This window comes from Bradyrhizobium sp. CCBAU 11386 (assembly GCF_028128955.1).
Taxonomy (GTDB): domain Bacteria; phylum Pseudomonadota; class Alphaproteobacteria; order Rhizobiales; family Xanthobacteraceae; genus Bradyrhizobium.
Genome location: NZ_LBKA01000164.1, coordinates 1 through 16,272, shown reverse-complemented (window position 1 = coordinate 16,272; position 16,272 = coordinate 1). Strand labels below are relative to the sequence as shown.

The 16,272-nt window shown below is 65.4% G+C and carries 16 protein-coding genes; 4 read left to right on the top strand and 12 right to left on the bottom strand.

What is annotated here, in order from left to right; all coding sequences use genetic code 11:
* Positions 1-159 precede the first annotated feature (159 nt).
* The 5 genes from XI09_RS10655 to XI09_RS10635 form a co-directional block, all read right to left on the bottom strand.
* Positions 160-879: a ribonuclease activity regulator RraA gene (locus tag XI09_RS10655; protein WP_270164775.1), complete on the bottom strand. Its 720-nt coding sequence runs from the start codon at positions 877-879 to the stop codon at positions 160-162.
* A 148-nt stretch (positions 880-1,027) separates the two neighbouring features.
* On the bottom strand, positions 1,028-2,767 hold the full coding sequence (gene araD, locus XI09_RS10650; RefSeq protein ID WP_271566790.1) for an L-arabinonate dehydratase: 1,740 nt from the start codon (positions 2,765-2,767) through the stop codon (positions 1,028-1,030).
* Positions 2,764-3,627 (bottom strand): ABC transporter permease, encoded by an 864-nt coding sequence (locus XI09_RS10645; RefSeq protein WP_271566789.1) that lies wholly within the window; start codon positions 3,625-3,627, stop codon positions 2,764-2,766. The genes araD and XI09_RS10645 overlap by 4 nt, the downstream gene beginning before the upstream one ends.
* Positions 3,628-3,640: 13 nt before the next feature.
* Complete coding sequence (locus tag XI09_RS10640) at positions 3,641-4,402, bottom strand: ABC transporter ATP-binding protein (RefSeq protein WP_271566788.1); 762 nt, start codon at positions 4,400-4,402, stop codon at positions 3,641-3,643.
* The gene (locus XI09_RS10635; protein ID WP_271566787.1) at positions 4,402-4,962 is read right to left on the bottom strand and encodes a hypothetical protein; all 561 of its coding nucleotides are present in this window, start codon (positions 4,960-4,962) and stop codon (positions 4,402-4,404) included. The genes XI09_RS10640 and XI09_RS10635 overlap by 1 nt, the downstream gene beginning before the upstream one ends.
* A gap of 95 nt (positions 4,963-5,057) precedes the next feature.
* Between XI09_RS10635 and XI09_RS10630 the strand changes: the two genes are divergently transcribed.
* The gene (locus tag XI09_RS10630; protein WP_271566786.1) at positions 5,058-5,774 is read left to right on the top strand and encodes a GntR family transcriptional regulator; all 717 of its coding nucleotides are present in this window, start codon (positions 5,058-5,060) and stop codon (positions 5,772-5,774) included.
* On the opposite strand, the gene XI09_RS10625 is transcribed toward XI09_RS10630, so the two are convergent.
* Positions 5,775-7,955, bottom strand: a complete 2,181-nt coding sequence (locus XI09_RS10625) for a HAMP domain-containing methyl-accepting chemotaxis protein (protein WP_271566785.1) — start codon at positions 7,953-7,955, stop codon at positions 5,775-5,777.
* A 398-nt stretch (positions 7,956-8,353) separates the two neighbouring features.
* On the opposite strand from XI09_RS10625, the gene XI09_RS10620 reads away from it, so the two are divergent.
* Positions 8,354-8,773, top strand: a complete 420-nt coding sequence (locus XI09_RS10620) for a response regulator (protein WP_271566784.1) — start codon at positions 8,354-8,356, stop codon at positions 8,771-8,773.
* On the top strand, positions 8,751-12,347 hold the full coding sequence (locus XI09_RS10615; protein WP_271566783.1) for a PAS domain S-box protein: 3,597 nt from the start codon (positions 8,751-8,753) through the stop codon (positions 12,345-12,347). Before XI09_RS10620 ends, XI09_RS10615 begins: the two co-directional genes overlap by 23 nt.
* A 105-nt stretch (positions 12,348-12,452) precedes the next feature.
* Here the strand turns inward: XI09_RS10615 and XI09_RS10610 are convergent, their stop codons facing one another.
* Positions 12,453-13,088, bottom strand: a complete 636-nt coding sequence (locus tag XI09_RS10610; protein WP_271566782.1) for a response regulator transcription factor — start codon at positions 13,086-13,088, stop codon at positions 12,453-12,455.
* A gap of 166 nt (positions 13,089-13,254) precedes the next feature.
* Between XI09_RS10610 and XI09_RS10605 the strand changes: the two genes are divergently transcribed.
* The gene (locus XI09_RS10605) at positions 13,255-13,560 is read left to right on the top strand and encodes a hypothetical protein (RefSeq protein WP_271566781.1); all 306 of its coding nucleotides are present in this window, start codon (positions 13,255-13,257) and stop codon (positions 13,558-13,560) included.
* Between the two features lie 52 nt (positions 13,561-13,612).
* On the opposite strand, the gene XI09_RS10600 is transcribed toward XI09_RS10605, so the two are convergent.
* From XI09_RS10600 to XI09_RS10580, 5 genes are all read right to left on the bottom strand, one after another.
* Positions 13,613-14,116 carry a response regulator gene (locus tag XI09_RS10600; protein ID WP_271566780.1) on the bottom strand — a complete coding sequence of 168 codons (504 nt, stop codon included), beginning with the start codon at positions 14,114-14,116 and terminating at the stop codon, positions 13,613-13,615.
* Between the two features lie 141 nt (positions 14,117-14,257).
* Positions 14,258-14,575 (bottom strand): hypothetical protein, encoded by a 318-nt coding sequence (locus XI09_RS10595; protein WP_011083221.1) that lies wholly within the window; start codon positions 14,573-14,575, stop codon positions 14,258-14,260.
* 2 nt (positions 14,576-14,577) lie between these two features.
* Positions 14,578-15,456 carry a CheR family methyltransferase gene (locus XI09_RS10590; protein ID WP_271566779.1) on the bottom strand — a complete coding sequence of 293 codons (879 nt, stop codon included), beginning with the start codon at positions 15,454-15,456 and terminating at the stop codon, positions 14,578-14,580.
* Between the two features lie 61 nt (positions 15,457-15,517).
* On the bottom strand, positions 15,518-15,904 hold the full coding sequence (locus tag XI09_RS10585; RefSeq protein ID WP_018321619.1) for a response regulator: 387 nt from the start codon (positions 15,902-15,904) through the stop codon (positions 15,518-15,520).
* A gap of 32 nt (positions 15,905-15,936) precedes the next feature.
* On the bottom strand, positions 15,937-16,272 hold a 336-nt coding region (locus tag XI09_RS10580; RefSeq protein ID WP_271566778.1), incomplete at its 5' end, for a chemotaxis protein CheW.

Here is a 16,272-nt window from a genome sequence, read left to right as displayed (position 1 = left end):
AAAGCCAGGACCCATACCGCGTGATCTATCGGTGAAGCGCCGATGCTAATACCGCGGGAGGGCCCTTAACCACCAGCCTCCGCCAAACTACTCCCTGGAGTTATGGGTTCCGGCCTTCGCCGGGACGACGCTGGTGTTGTGGCGCCACCGACTGTTCAACTATCGCCCATTCGCCTTCCGCCACGCCGCAAAATCGGTGAGCGTCTGCGGATCGGTGGCGGGATAGAGACCGAAGATGCCGCGGCCCTTGCCGACTTCCTCGGTGACGAAGTCCTCGAACGCCGTCATCTCGAAGGTCTCGTTGGCGATCTCGTCGGCCAGATGCGCGGGGATGACGATGACGCCGTCGGCATCGCCGAGGATGACGTCGCCGGGGAACACCGGCGCGTCGCCGCAGCCGATCGGCACGTTGATCTCGATCGCCTGATGCAGCGTGAGGTTCGTCGGCGCTGAGGGACGATGGTGGTAGGCGGGGATGCCGAGCTTGGCGATCTCGGCGGAATCGCGAAAGCCGCCGTCGGTGACGACGCCGGCGACGCCGCGCTTCATCAGCCGCGTCACCAGGATCGCGCCGGCCGAGGCCGCGCGCGCGTCCTTGCGGCTGTCCATCACCAGTACGGCGCCCGGCGGGCAATCCTCGACCGCCTTGCGCTGCGGATGCGAGCGGTCCTTGAACACATCAATGGTGTTGAGATCCTCGCGCGCCGGCATGTAGCGCAGCGTGAAGGCCTCGCCGACCATGGTCGGCTGGTCGGCTCCGAGAGGATGCACATCCTGGATCATCTGGATGCGCAGGCCGCGCTTGAACAAGGCGGTGGCGACGGTGGCGGTGGAGACGGATTTGAGCTTGTTGCGGGTGGCTTCGGAAAGTTTGGTCATTTCATACTCTCTCTGATCGTCATTCCGGGGCGCGCGCAGCGCGAACCCGGAATCCATCGGGCCCCAGGCGCTGTGGTGAAATGGGTTCCGGGTTCGATGCTCCGGGCCGCGCTTCGCGGTCCCGGCGCAGCGCCCCGGAACGACGGCGTCAATAAATCGACGGCTCGCCGATCGGCGCGCCGAAATCGGTCTCCAGGAAGTCGAAGTCGCAGCCGTCATTGGCCTGCTTGATGTGTTTTGTGAACATCCAGCCATAGCCGCGCTCGAAGCGGCGCTCGGGCGCCTTCCAGGCGGCGCGGCGCTTTGCGAGCTCGGCTTCGCTCACATCGAGATTGATGGTGCGCGCGGCAACGTCGAGGGTGATGCGATCACCGTTCTGCACCAGGGCCAGCGGGCCGCCGATGTAGGACTCCGGTGAAACGTGCAGGATGCAGGCCCCGTAGCTGGTGCCGCTCATGCGCGCGTCCGAGATGCGCACCATGTCGCGCACGCCCTGCTTCACGAGCTTGGTCGGGATCGGCAGCATGCCCCATTCCGGCATGCCAGGCCCACCCTGCGGCCCCGCATTGCGCAGGATCAGGATGTGGTCCTCGGTGACGTCCAGATTGGGATCGTCGACCGCCTTCTTCATCGACGGATAATCGTCGAACACCAGCGCGGGTCCGGTGTGCTTGAGGAAGCGCGGCGCGCAGGCGGAGGGCTTGATGACGCAGCCGTCGGGCGCGAGGTTGCCCTTGAGCACGGCGAGCGCGCCTTCCTTGTAGATGGGATTGTCGACCGAGCGGATCACGTCGTCATTGTGCACCTCGGCATCGGCGATGTTCTCACCCAGAGACTTTCCGGTGACGGTGATGCAGTCGAGATGCAGATGCGGCTTGATCTGGCCCATCAGCGCCGGCAGGCCGCCGGCATAGAAGAAGTCCTCCATCAGATAGGCGTCGCCACTCGGCCGCACGTTGGCGATGACAGGCACCTTGCGGCTCGCGATCTCGAAATCGTCGAGCCCAATGTCCTGGCCGGCACGGCGAGCCTGCGCGATCAGATGGATGATCGCGTTGGTGGAGCACCCCATCGCCATCGCGACCGCAATCGCGTTCTCGAACGCCTTGCGGGTCTGGATCCTCTTCGGCGTCAAATCCTCCCACACCATCTCGACGATGCGGCGGCCGCATTCGCTGGCCATGCGGATGTGGTTGGCGTCCGCCGCCGGAATCGAGGAGGCGCCGGGCAGCGTCATGCCGATGGCCTCGGCGATCGCGGTCATGGTCGAGGCGGTGCCCATGGTCATGCAGGTGCCGTAGCTGCGGGCGATGCCGGCTTCGATGTCGAGCCAGTCCTTGTCGGAGATTTTCCCGGCGCGCCGCTCGTCCCAGTATTTCCAGCCGTCCGAGCCGGAGCCGAGCGTCTTGCCCTTCCAGTTTCCGCGCAGCATGGGACCTGCCGGCAGATAGATCGCCGGAATGTTCATCGAGGTGGCCCCTAACAGCAGCGCCGGCGTGGTCTTGTCGCAGCCGCCCATCAGCACCACGCCGTCGACGGGATGGCTGCGCAGCAGCTCCTCGGCATCCATCGCCAGCAGATTGCGATAGAGCATCGTGGTCGGTTTCAGCAGCGATTCCGACAATGACAGCGCCGGCAGCTCCAGCGGCAAGCCACCGGCCATCAGGATGCCGCGCTTGACGTCGTCGACGCGCGACTTGAAGTGCATGTGGCAGGGCTGCGCGTCCGACCAGGTGTTGAGGATCGCGATGATCGGACGGTCCTTCCACTCCTCGGGGGCGTAGCCCATCTGCATGGTGCGGGAGCGGTGGCCGAACGAGCGCAGGTCGTCGGCCGCGAACCAGCGCGCGCTGCGGAGCTGGTCGGGTGTTTTTTTCTTCTTGGTCATGATTGGGTGCCCCATTTCTGGACCGTGTTCCGCTCGATGGCGCGGAAGATCAGGTTCTCGACAAAGAGCCCGATGATAATCACCGTCAAGAGGCCTGCGAAGACGGCGGGTATGTCGAGGAGGTTGCGGTTCTCGAAGATGAACCAGCCGAGCCCGCCCTGGCCCGAGGACACGCCGAACACCAGCTCGGCCGCGATCAGCGTGCGCCAGGCGAAGGCCCAGCCGATCTTGAGACCGGTGAGGATCGAGCCGAAGGCGGCGGGAATCAGGATCTTTGCGACATAGGGCAGCCCGCGCAGGCCGTAATTGCGGCCGACCATGCGCAGCGTGTTGGAGACGCTCTTGAAGCCGGAATGGGTATTGAGCGCGACCGGCCACAGCACCGAATGAATCAGCACGAAGACGAGGCTGCCATTGCCGAGTCCGAACCAGATCAGCGCCAGCGGCAGCAGCGCGATCGCCGGCAGCGGATTGAACATCGCCGTGACCGTTTCCAGGAAATCGGTGCCGATCCGGGTCGAGATCGCAAGCACGGTGAAGATCGCAGCGAGCACGATGCCGGCCGAATAGCCCATGAACAGCACTTTGAGCGACGCCCAGGCCCGCATAGGAATGGTGCCGTCCTTCACGCGCTCGAACATCGTGACGATCGTGTCGTGCAGCGTCGGAAACAGCAGGGGATTGTCAAGGGCAACGCCATAGGCCTCCCAGACCGCCGCCAGGAACAGGATGATGACGGTCTTGCGAACAAAACCGTCGTTCCACAACAGCTCCAGAACGCTCAGCTTGCGCTCGACCTCGCCTGCGCCGCCGACCGTGACGACCGACGTGTCACGCAGCAATATTCTCGCTTCGCCCATGTTAGAGGCTCCCTCAATGCGCCGTGGCTTCGGCGGCGAACAGGAGATCGTGGATCTCCTTCTCCAGCCGGCCGGCGCTGCCGTCCGCGCCCGAGACCTTGTCGACATCGACCACCTCGGCCTTGACGCGGCCGGGATGCGGCGACAGCAAGAGGATACGGTTGCCGATGCGGATTGCTTCCGCGATCGAATGGGTCACGAACAGCACGGTGAACCTGGTCTCGCTCCAGAGCTGGAGCAGCTCGTCCTGGCAGGTCCGGCGCGTCAGCGCGTCCAGCGCCGCGAACGGCTCGTCCATCAGCAGGATGTCCGGCTCCATCGCCATGCCGCGCGCGATCGCGACGCGCTGCTTCATGCCGCCGGACAGCGTATGCGGATAGGCATCGACGACGCGGGTGAGGCCGACTTTCTCGATATAGGCCCGCGCGCGTGCCTCGGCATCCTTGCGCGGCAGCTTTCGCGCAGTGAGCAGCGGAAACATCACGTTGGCGAGCACGGTCTTCCAGGGCAGCAGCTGGTCGAACTCCTGGAAGATCATCATGCGGTCGGCGCCGGGACCGTGGATCTCGCGATCGTTGATGCTCATGCGGCCTTCGCTCGGATTCATGTAGCCGCCGACGGCCTTGAGCAGGGTCGACTTGCCACAGCCGGACGGCCCGAGCAGCACGAAGCGGTCGGACTTGTCGACGGTGAAGCTGACCCTCTCGGTGGCGGTGACGACGGCGCTGGAGGTCTTGTAGCGCAGCGTCACGCCGCTGACATCGAGCAGCGCCATCAGTTGCCCTTCAGGTCGTGCGCGACGGGGAGATAATAGTCGGTCCAGGCCTTGGGCTGCGTCTTCAGCGTGCCGGTCTTGTAGAGATGGGCGGCGAACTTCATCGTACCCTGCGGCTCGAGATTCCACTCCATCATGCCGGGCTCCTTCAGGAAATCGAGCAGCTCTTCCACCGAGGTCTTGTCGCCGGTGATTTCCTTGTAGATCTCGACAGCCTGCTTGGTGTCGCTACGGATCAGATCCTGCGCTTCCTTGGTCGCGTCGCGCACCGCCTGGATGATCTTGGGATTGGCGTCGGCGAATTTGGTCGTGGTGAAGAATTGCGCCTGGCTGAGCGGGCCACCCATCACGTTGGTGGTGACGCCGGGCACACCGAGCGAGGCAGCATGCTTCTCGATCAGCTTCTGCTTCTCCATGATGTGGCTCGGCATGTAGAAAATGCCGGGCTGGCGCGACAGCGAGATCTCGGACTTCTGCTGCGCCTGCGCCGCGGACACCGAGAGGGCGGTTGCGGCGATCAGGGTGGCAGCCGCAAGCTTGCTACGAAGATGCATCATCATTGTTGTGTGTTCCCTCCGGGTGCGCGTCGAGCTGCGTTGACCCTGCTGATGCACTAATATATTAGTGCATCAAAGGCAAGCCCGCGGGACCCGACATGGACGCAGCCCACACCGCGCCGCGCGCGGCCGTACCACCCGCCACGCGGCTCGACCGCGCCCGTCAGGCTGCGCCGCAGGTGTTCGAACGATTGCGCAATGCGATCATCGCCCTGGAGTTGCCGCCGGGCGCGGCGCTGTCACGCGCCGAGCTCGCCGGCCAGTTCGGCGTCAGCTCAACGCCGGTGCGCGATGCCTTGATGCGGCTCGAGGAAGAGGGCCTGGTCGACGTCTTTCCACAGCACGCGACCGTGGTCAGCCGGATCGACATCAGCCGCGCCCAGCAGGCGCATTTCCTGCGTCAGGCGCTGGAGCTCGAGATCGTGCGGCTGCTCGCGGAAAAGCATGATGCAGCCCTGATTCTCCGCCTCGACCACGCCATCGCACTCCAGCAGCAATTCGCGAAAGCCGGCGACTTCGAGGCGTTCATGGCCGGCGACAACGACTTCCACGCCCAGCTCTACGCCGCCGCCGGCAAGCAGGATCTGTGGACGCTGGTGCGCAGCCGCAGCGGACATATCGACCGGCTGCGCCGGCTGCACCTGCCCTCGCCCGGCAAGGCCCAGAACATCGTGCGCCACCACAGACTGATCACGCGCGCGATCGAGGCCGGGGACGCCGATGCCGCGCAACAGCATCTGCGCAAGCATCTGTCGGGCACGCTCAGCGAGCTCGACAAGATCTGGAGCCTCTATCCCGAATACCTGACGGACTAGTCAGGCCGCGTTGCTGCGGTTGCGCCGCTCCGGCCCGCGATAATCGGCATCATCGCTCCTGCGGCGGTCCATCGGATCGCTGCGCAGCTTGACGAAGAAGGCCTGCACCTCGGCCGCGAGGCGTTCGGCCGCGCCCGCAACGTGGTTCGCGGCCCCCATCACGTCGTCGGCCGAGCGGTTGGTTTCCGCGATGGCGCCGGAGACGGTCCCGATGCTGGTGGCGAGCGTCTGCGTTCCCGACGCCGCCATCTGGACGTTCTGCGAGATCTCCCGCGTCGCCGCGCCCTGCTCCTCCACGGCGCTGGCAATCGCCGCGGTCACCTCGTCGATCCGGCGCATGGCGGTTGCGACCTCCTTGACGGAGGCGACTGCGCTGCCGGTCGAGTTCTGGATCGCGGCGATGTGCTGGACGATATCCTGGGTCGCATTGCGGGTCTGGTCGGCCAGCGCCTTGACCTCGGAGGCCACCACCGCAAAGCCGCGGCCGGACTCACCGGCGCGCGCGGCCTCGATGGTGGCGTTGAGCGCCAGGAGATTGGTCTGGGCCGCGATCGCCTGGATCAGGTCGACCACCGAGCTGATGCTCTGGGCGGCGTGCGCGAGACCTTCGATCTCGGCCTCCGAGCGCGCGGTCACCTCGCCTGCGGACCGCACGGTCTTGTTCGACAGTTCGATCTGCCGGCCGATCTCGACGATGGAGCTCGCAAGCTGCTCGGCCGCCGCGGCGACGGTCTGGACGTTGACCGCCGTCTGCTCGGAGGCGCTCGCCGCGGAAGCGGCCTGGCTCGTCGCATGGTTCGCGATGCCGCCGAGGCTCTCCGCGGTCTGCCGCATGGTCCCTGCATTCTCGCCGACCAGCGCGAGCAGGTCGCGCGAGGTTGCACGAAACTCCTCGACCGCGCTCTCCATGTTGCGGTTGGCCGCCTCGCGCGCCTCCGCTTCGCGCGCGAGCCCTGCCGCTGCCTGCTGCTGGGCGATCACATTGTCGCGGAATTTGGCCACCGCCTGCGAGACGACCCCGATCTCGTCGCCGCGCTCGGCCGTCCTGAATTCGACACTGGTGTCGCCGCCGGACAGGCGCGCGGAATCGCCCACCAGCTCGACGATCGGACGGGTGATGGAGCGCGCGACCAGGATCGCAATCGCCGTTCCGAGCGCCAGCCCCGCGGCGAGCAGGATCCATTGCAGCAGAAGCAGTCTCTCGACCTCGTCGGCCACGCTGCGGGCGTCCTCGGCAAGCTTGGACTGCTGGTCACTCTTGAGGCCGCCCGCACGCTTGCCCTCGGCGTCCTTCCTGCCGTCGAGAAGCTCGAGGATCCGGGCCGCACGCGGAGCGGCCTCGGTGGACAGGATGAAGACCGGCATGTTCCATTGCGGCGTCTGGCGGATCGCGAAGATCTTCTGCGGCAGCGGCGTGAAGGCCTCGTTCGCCCTGGCGATGGCCCGGTAGGCGATCGCCTGCCTTTCGGTGAGCAGATCCGCCTGGGTCCCGACGGATGCGAGCGCGGCCCTGAAGGTCGCAAGCGGCTTTTCGAACTTGTCGCGGTCGGCCACCTCGCCCGAGGCGACGTAGAGCCGCAATTGCGATCCCGCGGCGGCAAGATTGCCGCGCACGTCGGCGAAGGTCTTGAGCAGGCGCTTGCGCTGCGGGCTCGCCTCCAGCGCCTCCTCCTCGTCGATCATCGCGGTGATCTCGGCGAACATGGTCGCGATCAGCGGCGCCGCCTCCTTGGCCAGGAGATCGCTCGCCGGATAGGCCGACGGGGTGAAGGCGGCGAGCTCGGCCTTGTCCTGGGCCTGGCGGAATTCCGCGATCAGCGCCCTGGCTTCGCTCCAGTTGGTCTTGTTCTGCGGGTTGGAAAACCCCTCCGCCATGCGGTCGACCGCGGCGGCGGTGCGATCCAGGTCGGCCCAGACCGCCGCCCGGTCACGCTTGCCCTGCGCATCGCCGGTCAGCAGATAGCCGCGCAGCACCGAGAGCGTGGAGTAGAGATTGCCGACGAGCTCCGTGCTTGCGACCGCGACCGGCGCTCGCAGATCCACGACCGTCTTGATCCGCGACGAGATGTCCGAGACGGCGGCGACGGTGTAGATCACGGTCGCGGCGAGCAGGCCACAGATCAGCGCAAAGCCGCCGAGCAGCCGGGTCCGAATTCCGGTGTTCGCAATCGATTTGAACATGAAAAGGTTCTCGTGCTGGTGGTCGGTTGATCGGTCGGCGTGGGCGGACGCCAGAATGTGAGCAATGACATGCAAAAATACGGAGTACCGAAACTATCAGGGATTGTAGTCACTCGTCTTTAACCCATGGTGAAATCCGGGTTCCGTACAACTACGGCGAGAAAAATATCTCCTGTTTCTGAACGAGTTACGGCGTTCGGGAGCAGCATACTGCATCCATATGCACGTAAGGGTGCGTACGAGCTGCAAGGGCATTGCCCCCCTTTGCGCGCCGGCCGGGTCGACCGCACCAAACGCAAGGCGCTTGCGGGGCGGACAGAATCCGCGCAACAATTTCGTGTTTGATGCTTTGATTTGCGGTCGCTGGAAAGTCCCAGCCGACCCGGAGGACTTCAGACGTGGCCAACATCCTGATCGTGGATGACGACCCGGCCGTGCAGATCACGATCCGGCTGCTTCTGGAGAGGGCCGGTCATCACGTCACCGTCGCCGGCGACGGCCACAAGGGACTTGCGCTGTTCGAGGCCAGCCAATTCGACCTCCTGTTTCTCGACATCTTCATGCCCGGCATGGACGGGCTGGAGACGATGCGCCACATCCGGGCGCAGCAGCCGGCGATTCCGATCATCGTCATTTCCGGCCGATCGATCACGCCGGACGCCTATGCGGAGCCGGATTTCCTGAAGATGGCGACCAAGCTCGGCGCAGTGGCAAGCCTTCAGAAACCGTTCCGGGCAGACGCGCTGCTCGCCGCGGTCAACGGCTGCCTCGACGCGGCCAGGCCGGAGGGTCCCGATGTCAGTACCGGCCGCCGATGACGCGGGCACTTCCTCTGCTCCAGGCCAGGACAGGCGCGGTCATCCGGGAACCCCTGCGAATATCTCCATGACCCTCGCAACGCGGCTGGCCATCGCGATGATCCTGCTGGTGGCGGCCACCGTGACCGCAGTCGGTTGGCTGGGCTATCGCAACATCACGCAAGCGGTCATTCCGCGGGTCCTGGAGCGGGTCGAAGCCCAGTCGCGCCTGCTGGCCACCAATCTTGAATCCTACGTCGCCGGAGTTCGCGGCGATCTGGTCGGCTATCGCTCCGCCGCGGCAATCAACGGCCTGATCCGGGCTCACCTCGGCGGAGGAATCGACGCTCTTGACGGCGTTTCGGAGCAGACCTGGCGCGAGCGCATCGCGGCGCGGCTCGCGGCCGAGATCGAGGCCAAACCCAGCTACGGGCAGTTTCGAATCATCGGTCTTGACGACGACCAGCGCGAACTGGTCCGCGTCGATCGCTCCGGCCCGAACGGAGCAGTACGGATCGTCCCCAGCAGCGAACTGGAGCGCAAAAGCGAACGAACCTACTTTCAGGAAACGATACGACTGGCGCCCGGCGAGATTTATGTGTCGCCGATCGACCTCGCGACCCGCCAGGGGGGGACCACGGCCTTGCACACTCCGACTCTGCGGGCAGCGACGCCGCTGTTCACGCCGGACGGCAAGCCGTTCGGCATCATCATCGCCAATGTCGACATGCGTCAGGCACTCGACCGCATTCGCTCGACGACGAGCTCGGGGGGCGAGATCTACGTCGTGAATTCGCGCGGCGATTATCTGGTTCATCCCGATCAGACGCGAGAATTCGGCTCATTGCGCGGCCACCCCACCAACTGGCGCAATGATTTTCCATTTTTCTCGGCCCTGGCAGGCTCGCCGGGAGTATCCACGCAGCTCACGACCGATGGATCGGGCCGGCCGAGCGGCGCGGCGATCGCACCTGCGCTGCTTGCGGGCAAGGAATGGGTCGCAATCATCGTGACCATTCCCCCGTCCGTCTTTGGCCGCGTGCCGGCCGCCATTCAGAAAACGTCCTTGCTCGTCGGCTTGCTGTCCGTCCTCGCCGCGGCTTCGCTCGCGGTGCTGCTGGCACGCTCCCTGACTCGCCCGATCGGGCGCCTGACTGCGGCCGTGGAGGCAATCGGCAGCGGACGGCCAGCGGACATTCCCGTCGACGCAAGCGGCGAGACGGGTGTGCTGGCGCGGGCCTTTGCCCACATGGTCGAGGAGATGAAGGCAAAGACGTCGGCACTGGAACACGAGGTCGAGGAGCGGCGTCGCACCGAGGCCGTCCGCGATCAGCTCGCCGTCCGCGAAAGCCTGTTCAGCGCGGCGGTCCAATCCTCCGACGATTCGATCGTCCTGCAAACGCTCGACGGCATCATCATCGGCTGGAACGCGGCAGCCGAACGCCTCTACGGCTATTCGGCCGAGGAAGCGATCGGACAGCCGACGTCGATCCTCCTTCCGCCGGCTCGCCGCGAAGAGGGCAAGGACTATCTTCGGCGGATTGCGAGGGGGGAGCGGATCGAACATTTCGAAACCGTGCGCCTGCGCAAGGATGGCAGCCCGGTCGAAATCTCGGTGAGCCTCTCGCCGATCAGGGGTCCCTCCGGCGAGATCATCGGCGCCTCGGGCTCGGCGCGCAGCCTCACCGAGGCACGACGGACCGAGCGGGCGCTACAGCAGCAGCTCGAGGAGCGGCGGCAGCTTTTCGACGCCTCGCAGGACCTGATCATGATCATGGATTCGCGGGGCCATATCGTGCAGATCAGCCCGAGCTGCGAGGCCATTCTCGGCTACCGGCCCGATGACATGATCGGCTACAGCGGCGTCGATTTCATCCACCCGGCCCATCTCGATCAATCCCGCGAGGAAATGCGCGCGCTCAGGCGCGGCGGGCACCCGAAGCTCGCCGACACCCGCTGCCTCCACAAGGACGGACGCGAGATCTGGCTGTCCTGGCTCGGCAACTGGTCCGATCAGGCCAAGCGCTACTTCTTCGTCGGGCGCGACATGACCGAGGCGAGGCTCGCCGAGGAGTCCTTGCGCGAAAGCGAGCAGCTGGCCCGCAACATCGTCGAGACCGCGCTCGACGCCTTCGTCCAGACCGACGACCGCAGCATCATCCTGAACTGGAGCTCGCGGGCCGAAGAGCTGTTCGGCTGGCGCCGCGACGAGGCGCTGGGCCGGAATGCGGTCGATCTGATCGTCGCACAGAGTGAGCGCCGGCGGGTCACGGTCGGCCTCGCGCACTTCCTGGAGTCCGCGGATGGCCGGAGGCTCAACCGCCGCCGCGAGCTCATGGTTCGCCGTCGCGACGGCAAGGAATTCAAGGCCGAGCTGAGCGTCACGGCGCTGAAGCGCCGCGAGGGCATTCTGTTCAACGTCTTCTACCGTGACCTCACCGACAAGATCGCGTCCGAGGAGCGCATCCGCCACGCCGAGAAGATGGAAGCGGTCGGCCAGCTCACCGGCGGCGTGGCGCACGACTTCAACAACATCCTCACGGTGATCACCGGGACGATCGAGATCCTCAGCGACGCGGTGGCCAAGGAGCCCGAGCTTGCGGCGATCACCAGGATGATCGACGAGGCCGCCGGACGCGGCGCCGAGCTGACCCAGCACCTGCTCGCGTTCGCGCGCAAGCAGCCGCTCCAGCCGCGCGAGATCGACATCAACTCGCTGATCGTCGACACCGCAAAGCTGCTGCGGCCGACGCTGGGCGAGCAGATCCAGATCGAATCCGTGTTCGAGGAGGAGAGCTGCGTTGCGATCGTCGATCCCAACCAGCTTACCACGGCGATCCTCAACCTCGCGCTCAATGCCCGCGACGCCATGCCCGGCGGCGGCAAGCTGATCGTGGAGACGGGCGCCGCCTATCTCGACGAGGCCTATGCCAGCGTCAACGACGTCCGCCCCGGCCACTACGTGCTGATCGCCGTGAGCGACACCGGAACCGGCATTCCATCCAACATGCTGGCCAGGGTGTTCGACCCCTTCTTCACCTCGAAGGGACCGGGCAAGGGCACCGGACTCGGGCTTTCGATGGTGTACGGCTTCATCAAGCAGTCCGCGGGCCACATCAAGATCTACAGCGAGGAAGGCCACGGCACCACGATCAAGATGTACCTGCCGCCCGGCAAGACGGCGACGGCGGTCGGCGACGGTGTGATCCCCGCGACGATCGAGGGCGGACACGAGACGATCCTGGTGGTCGAGGACGACCGGCTGGTGCGCGACTACGTGCTGGCGCAACTGCATGCGCTGGGCTACGTCACCTTGCAGGCTGCGAACGCCGCGGAAGCGCTCGCAATCGTCGCCGCCGGAAAGCCGTTCGATTTGCTGTTCACCGACGTCATCATGCCCGGCAGGATGAACGGACGGCAGCTCGCCGACGAGCTGATGAAGACACGCCCCGATCTCAGGGTGGTCTACACGTCGGGCTATACCGAGAACGCGATCATCCATCACGGCCGGCTGGATTCGGGCGTTCTGCTGCTCGCAAAGCCCTACCGCAAATCGGATCTCGCGCGGATCATCCGCAAGGCGCTGCTGGGGTAGCACGCCGTGCCGTAGCCCGGATGAGCGAAGCGACATCCGGGACTCTGCGGCAGTGTTCCCGGGTATCGCTTCGCTCACCCGGGCTACGAAGCTCAACCGAAAGACTTACGACGCGCGCTGCGCCGCGGTCATCACGATCCGGATCAGGTCGGCGGCATTGCGCGCGCCGAGCTTCTTCATGATGTTGGCGCGGTGGTCCTCGATGGTGCGCGGGCTGATGCCGAGCGTGCGGCCGGCTTCCTTGTTGGACGCACCGGCGGCGAACTGCTCGAGCACCTCGCGCTCACGCCGCGTCAACGGCTCGCGTCCGGGGAAGTGCAGCGAGCCGAATTTCGGCGCTGCGTTCTCCGCCTGCCTGCGTGCATAGGCGCCGATCGCCTCGTCGAGCCGGCCGACGATCTCGCTGCCGCGGAACGGCTTCTCGATGAAGTCGAGCGCACCGCTCTTGATGGCGCCCACCGCCATCGCGATGTCGCCCTGCCCGGAGATCATGAAGATCGGCGCCGGATAATCCTCACCGTGCAACTCATTCAGAATGTCGAGACCCGACTTTCCGGGAATGTGCACGTCGAGCAGGATCGCAGCCGGTGTGCGGTTTCGCGCGACGGAAAGCAGCGCTGCGCCGTCCGCAAAACAGATCACCTCATAGCCCGCCGCCTTCAACACCATCGACAAGGTGTCGCGAACGGCGGGGTCGTCGTCGACTACGAAGATTTCACCGCGAGAGGTTTGTTCGGCCATGTGCCATGTCCAATTGGCATTAGAGTCCATTCGGCATTGAGGACTCGCGTCCGCGCCAACCGTTATGGCGTTCGGCGCGGATTCGGCCCACCCGTATTTGTACGGGACATGGACTTAACGCACAAGTAGCGGCATGGCGCCTAATTGCACGGGACGGAGAATATCCATGCTAAATTCGGCTGGCACGCCACTTCTCGTCACGACGCCCGAGGCCGACAGCCGTCAGTTGATCGCGGCCGACCTTCGCTGCCTGATCGCGCAGATCGAGAGCAGCATGCGCCTGATCGACGCAGCCATGATCGACGCAGGCCTGGAACGGAACGACACCAGCGATCAGGCGGGTTCCACCGACATTTTGGTGCTCGACGACGTCACGCCGCGTTATGCCACGGCGAGCGCCGCCCTCAACGTCTGCCGGGCGGGCCTTGGCCGCGCCCTTCAATACCTGTCGGATTCCGGCGACCCGGTATAGGTCGCGATCGGCGCTGCGGCGGCTGCGCGCGATTGCATGGCAGCTCCGCGCGTCAGGTGCGGTGCCGTTCCACGATCGCGTCGCTGGCGACACCACCCCAGGTGTGGATCGCCGGCAGCCCCATCGCGGTCTTGCCGAGGTTGGCGAGGCTGATGCGCAGGGCCGCCAGATCGAGCGGCTTCGGCAGGCCCTGGAGCTGGATCCCGACAGAGCGGGCGAAGCTGCGGGCGGCGCTGCGGCGCTTGCCGTCCATGCCGCTGATGACGATCACGGCACCGGCGAATTTCGCCTTCGCCATCTCGCGCAGCACGTCGATGCCGTCGCCATCCTCCAGCACGAGATCGAGCGTCACGCAGTCGAAGCGCGCGGCGCGGAGCTTCTCGATCGCTTCCGCCACGGACGGCGCCACGGTGACTTCGTGGCCGGCCTGCTTGGCGGCGACCGTGATCAGGCTGCGCTGCGTGGCGTCGTCATCGACCACCAGGAGTTGGAGCGCACGCCGCTCGGCGACGTCGGGCAGGTTTGACGGGATGGGGGAGAGGGAACTTCTGGGCATTGCCGTATTCCTGAGATAGAGACGGGCAATGGATACACGGCGCGCGCTTAGACCACGTAAAGCCGCCGCGGCAAATTCGTCCGGATGTTTCAACAAATGTAAAGCAACGTGGCGGAAAGCGCTGGCGCCGCCACGCGCCGGTCAGGCTGCCGCGTCGTGGCCGCCGGCCGCGCCGCGCTTCTTCCGGTTCTTGCCGCGCAGGAACTGGATGTCCATTTCGGCACCGTTGACGCGCACCAGTTCGCAGCGGCGGTAGGCAAGGCCCGTGGACGACAACAGCAGGAAGAACTCTTTCAGGTTCAGCCCCTGGATCGAGCCTTCAACCGTGAGGATGGCGTCGGTGTCGGAAATGGCGTTGAGCTTGCAGTCGCGGCGCCAGGTGCCGTCGATGGCCATGATACAGACATCATAGCCGCGACTGAACGTCACGCGCTCCGCGCCTTTTCCATCCTCGGCCATGCCTATCGTCCTGCCATCACCGCCATGCGCGGCGCCGCGCCGGCGAGGGCCGGCTTGGCCGCGGCTGCACGCGGATCATTCGGCTTGTAGAGGCCGCGCCGGTCGGGAATCGGCCTGAACGTATCGGTCAGTCCGACCACGGTTTCGGCGGCCCCCAGCACCAGGAAGCCGTCGGGCTCGATCTGGCGCGCCAGCCGGTTGAAGATGTTGATCTTGGTCTCCTGGTCGAAATAGATCAGCACGTTGCGGCAGAAGATGACGTCGAACGTACCGAGCTGGGCAAAATCGTGCAGCAGGTTGAGCTGGCGGTGCTGGATCATCGCCCGCAATTCGGGATTGATCTGCCAGGTCTCGCCGGTCTGCTTGAAATATTTCACCAGCATCTGGATCGGCAGGCCGCGCTGCACCTCGAACTGGCTGTAGATGCCGGCCTTGGCCTTCTCCAGCACTTCCTGCGACAGGTCGGTCGCGATGATCTCGACGCGCCAGCCGGTGAGGGCCGCACCCATCTCCTTCAGGCACATCGCCAGCGAATAGGGCTCCTGCCCGGTCGAGCCGGCGGCGCACCAGATCCGCACGCTGCGGCGGCCGGCTCGCGCCTTGATGATCTCGGGCATGATGGTGTCGCGGAAATGATCGAACGGGATCTTGTCGCGAAAGAAGAAGGTCTCGTTGGTGGTCATGGCTTCGACCACGTCGGTGATGAGCGTGCGCGAGCCGCCTTGCAGTTTCTGCACGAGCTCGGGGATGCCGGAGAGCCCGGCCTTGCGGGCGAGCGGCAAGAGGCGGCTTTCGATCAGATATTGCTTGTCTGCGGACAGATCGAGACCTGAATTGTCCTTCAGGAACTTGCGCAGATACTCATACTCGGTCGGGGTCACGGATGGCCTCTCGAAAGCTGTACTGAAAACACTCTGGCCGAAACACTCGGGCCAGATACACTCAGACCATGGCTTGTCCGACCGGGATCAAGCCGACTTCAGCGAACTTGTCGGCGATAATGTCTTTGTCGAAGGGCTTCATGATGTACTCGTTGGCGCCGCCGCTGAGCGCCTGGGCGATATGCGCCACGTTGTTCTCGGTGGTGCAGAACACCACCTTCGGCTGATCGCCGCCGGGCAGGCGGCGCATGTGGCCCATGAACTCGAAGCCGTCCATCACGGGCATGTTCCAGTCAAGCAGCACCGCGTCGGGCAGTTGCCGCTGGCAGATCTCCAGCGCCTTCGAGCCGTCCTCGGCCTCGGTCACCTCGAATTCGAGGCCTTCCAAGATCCGGCGCGCGATCTTGCGCACCACGCTGGAATCATCGACCACCAAACACGTTTTCATTTCGGTTCTCCGGCTTCGATGTTTTCGTTGGCTCACGCAGCCATTTGCACTTTGGTTTCGAGCTCGAGGACGCGATCGACGTCGAGGACGACCATGAGCTGGCCGTCGAGGCGGTGGACGCCGCCGGCGAGCTTGGCCATGCGGGGGTCGAGGTTGACGGGGTTCTCTTCCTTGCCGTCCTCGGGCAGGCGCAGCACCTCGCCGATCTGGTCGATCAAGAGGCCATAGGATTCGCCGCGCAGGTCGACACCGACCGCCATCGGCACCTTGCCGTCCTCCGGCCGCGGCAGGCCGAGACGGGCGCGCATGTCGACCACGGTGACGATGCGGCCGCGCAGGTTGAGGACGCCCGCGATCTCGCGCGAGGA

Coding starts and splice junctions, on each gene's coding strand:
- XI09_RS10655 (WP_270164775.1), bottom strand. CDS start 879: ATGACCAAACTTTCCGAAGCCACCCGCAACAAGCTCAAATCCGTCTCC.
- XI09_RS10625 (WP_271566785.1), bottom strand. CDS start 7,955: ATGTTCAAATCGATTGCGAACACCGGAATTCGGACCCGGCTGCTCGGC.
- XI09_RS10645 (WP_271566789.1), bottom strand. CDS start 3,627: ATGGGCGAAGCGAGAATATTGCTGCGTGACACGTCGGTCGTCACGGTC.
- XI09_RS10640 (WP_271566788.1), bottom strand. CDS start 4,402: ATGGCGCTGCTCGATGTCAGCGGCGTGACGCTGCGCTACAAGACCTCC.
- XI09_RS10585 (WP_018321619.1), bottom strand. CDS start 15,904: ATGAAAACGTGTTTGGTGGTCGATGATTCCAGCGTGGTGCGCAAGATC.
- XI09_RS10595 (WP_011083221.1), bottom strand. CDS start 14,575: ATGGCCGAGGATGGAAAAGGCGCGGAGCGCGTGACGTTCAGTCGCGGC.
- XI09_RS10630 (WP_271566786.1), top strand. CDS start 5,058: ATGGACGCAGCCCACACCGCGCCGCGCGCGGCCGTACCACCCGCCACG.
- XI09_RS10615 (WP_271566783.1), top strand. CDS start 8,751: ATGTCAGTACCGGCCGCCGATGACGCGGGCACTTCCTCTGCTCCAGGC.
- XI09_RS10605 (WP_271566781.1), top strand. CDS start 13,255: ATGCTAAATTCGGCTGGCACGCCACTTCTCGTCACGACGCCCGAGGCC.
- XI09_RS10600 (WP_271566780.1), bottom strand. CDS start 14,116: ATGCCCAGAAGTTCCCTCTCCCCCATCCCGTCAAACCTGCCCGACGTC.
- XI09_RS10635 (WP_271566787.1), bottom strand. CDS start 4,962: ATGATGATGCATCTTCGTAGCAAGCTTGCGGCTGCCACCCTGATCGCC.
- araD (WP_271566790.1), bottom strand. CDS start 2,767: ATGACCAAGAAGAAAAAAACACCCGACCAGCTCCGCAGCGCGCGCTGG.
- XI09_RS10610 (WP_271566782.1), bottom strand. CDS start 13,088: ATGGCCGAACAAACCTCTCGCGGTGAAATCTTCGTAGTCGACGACGAC.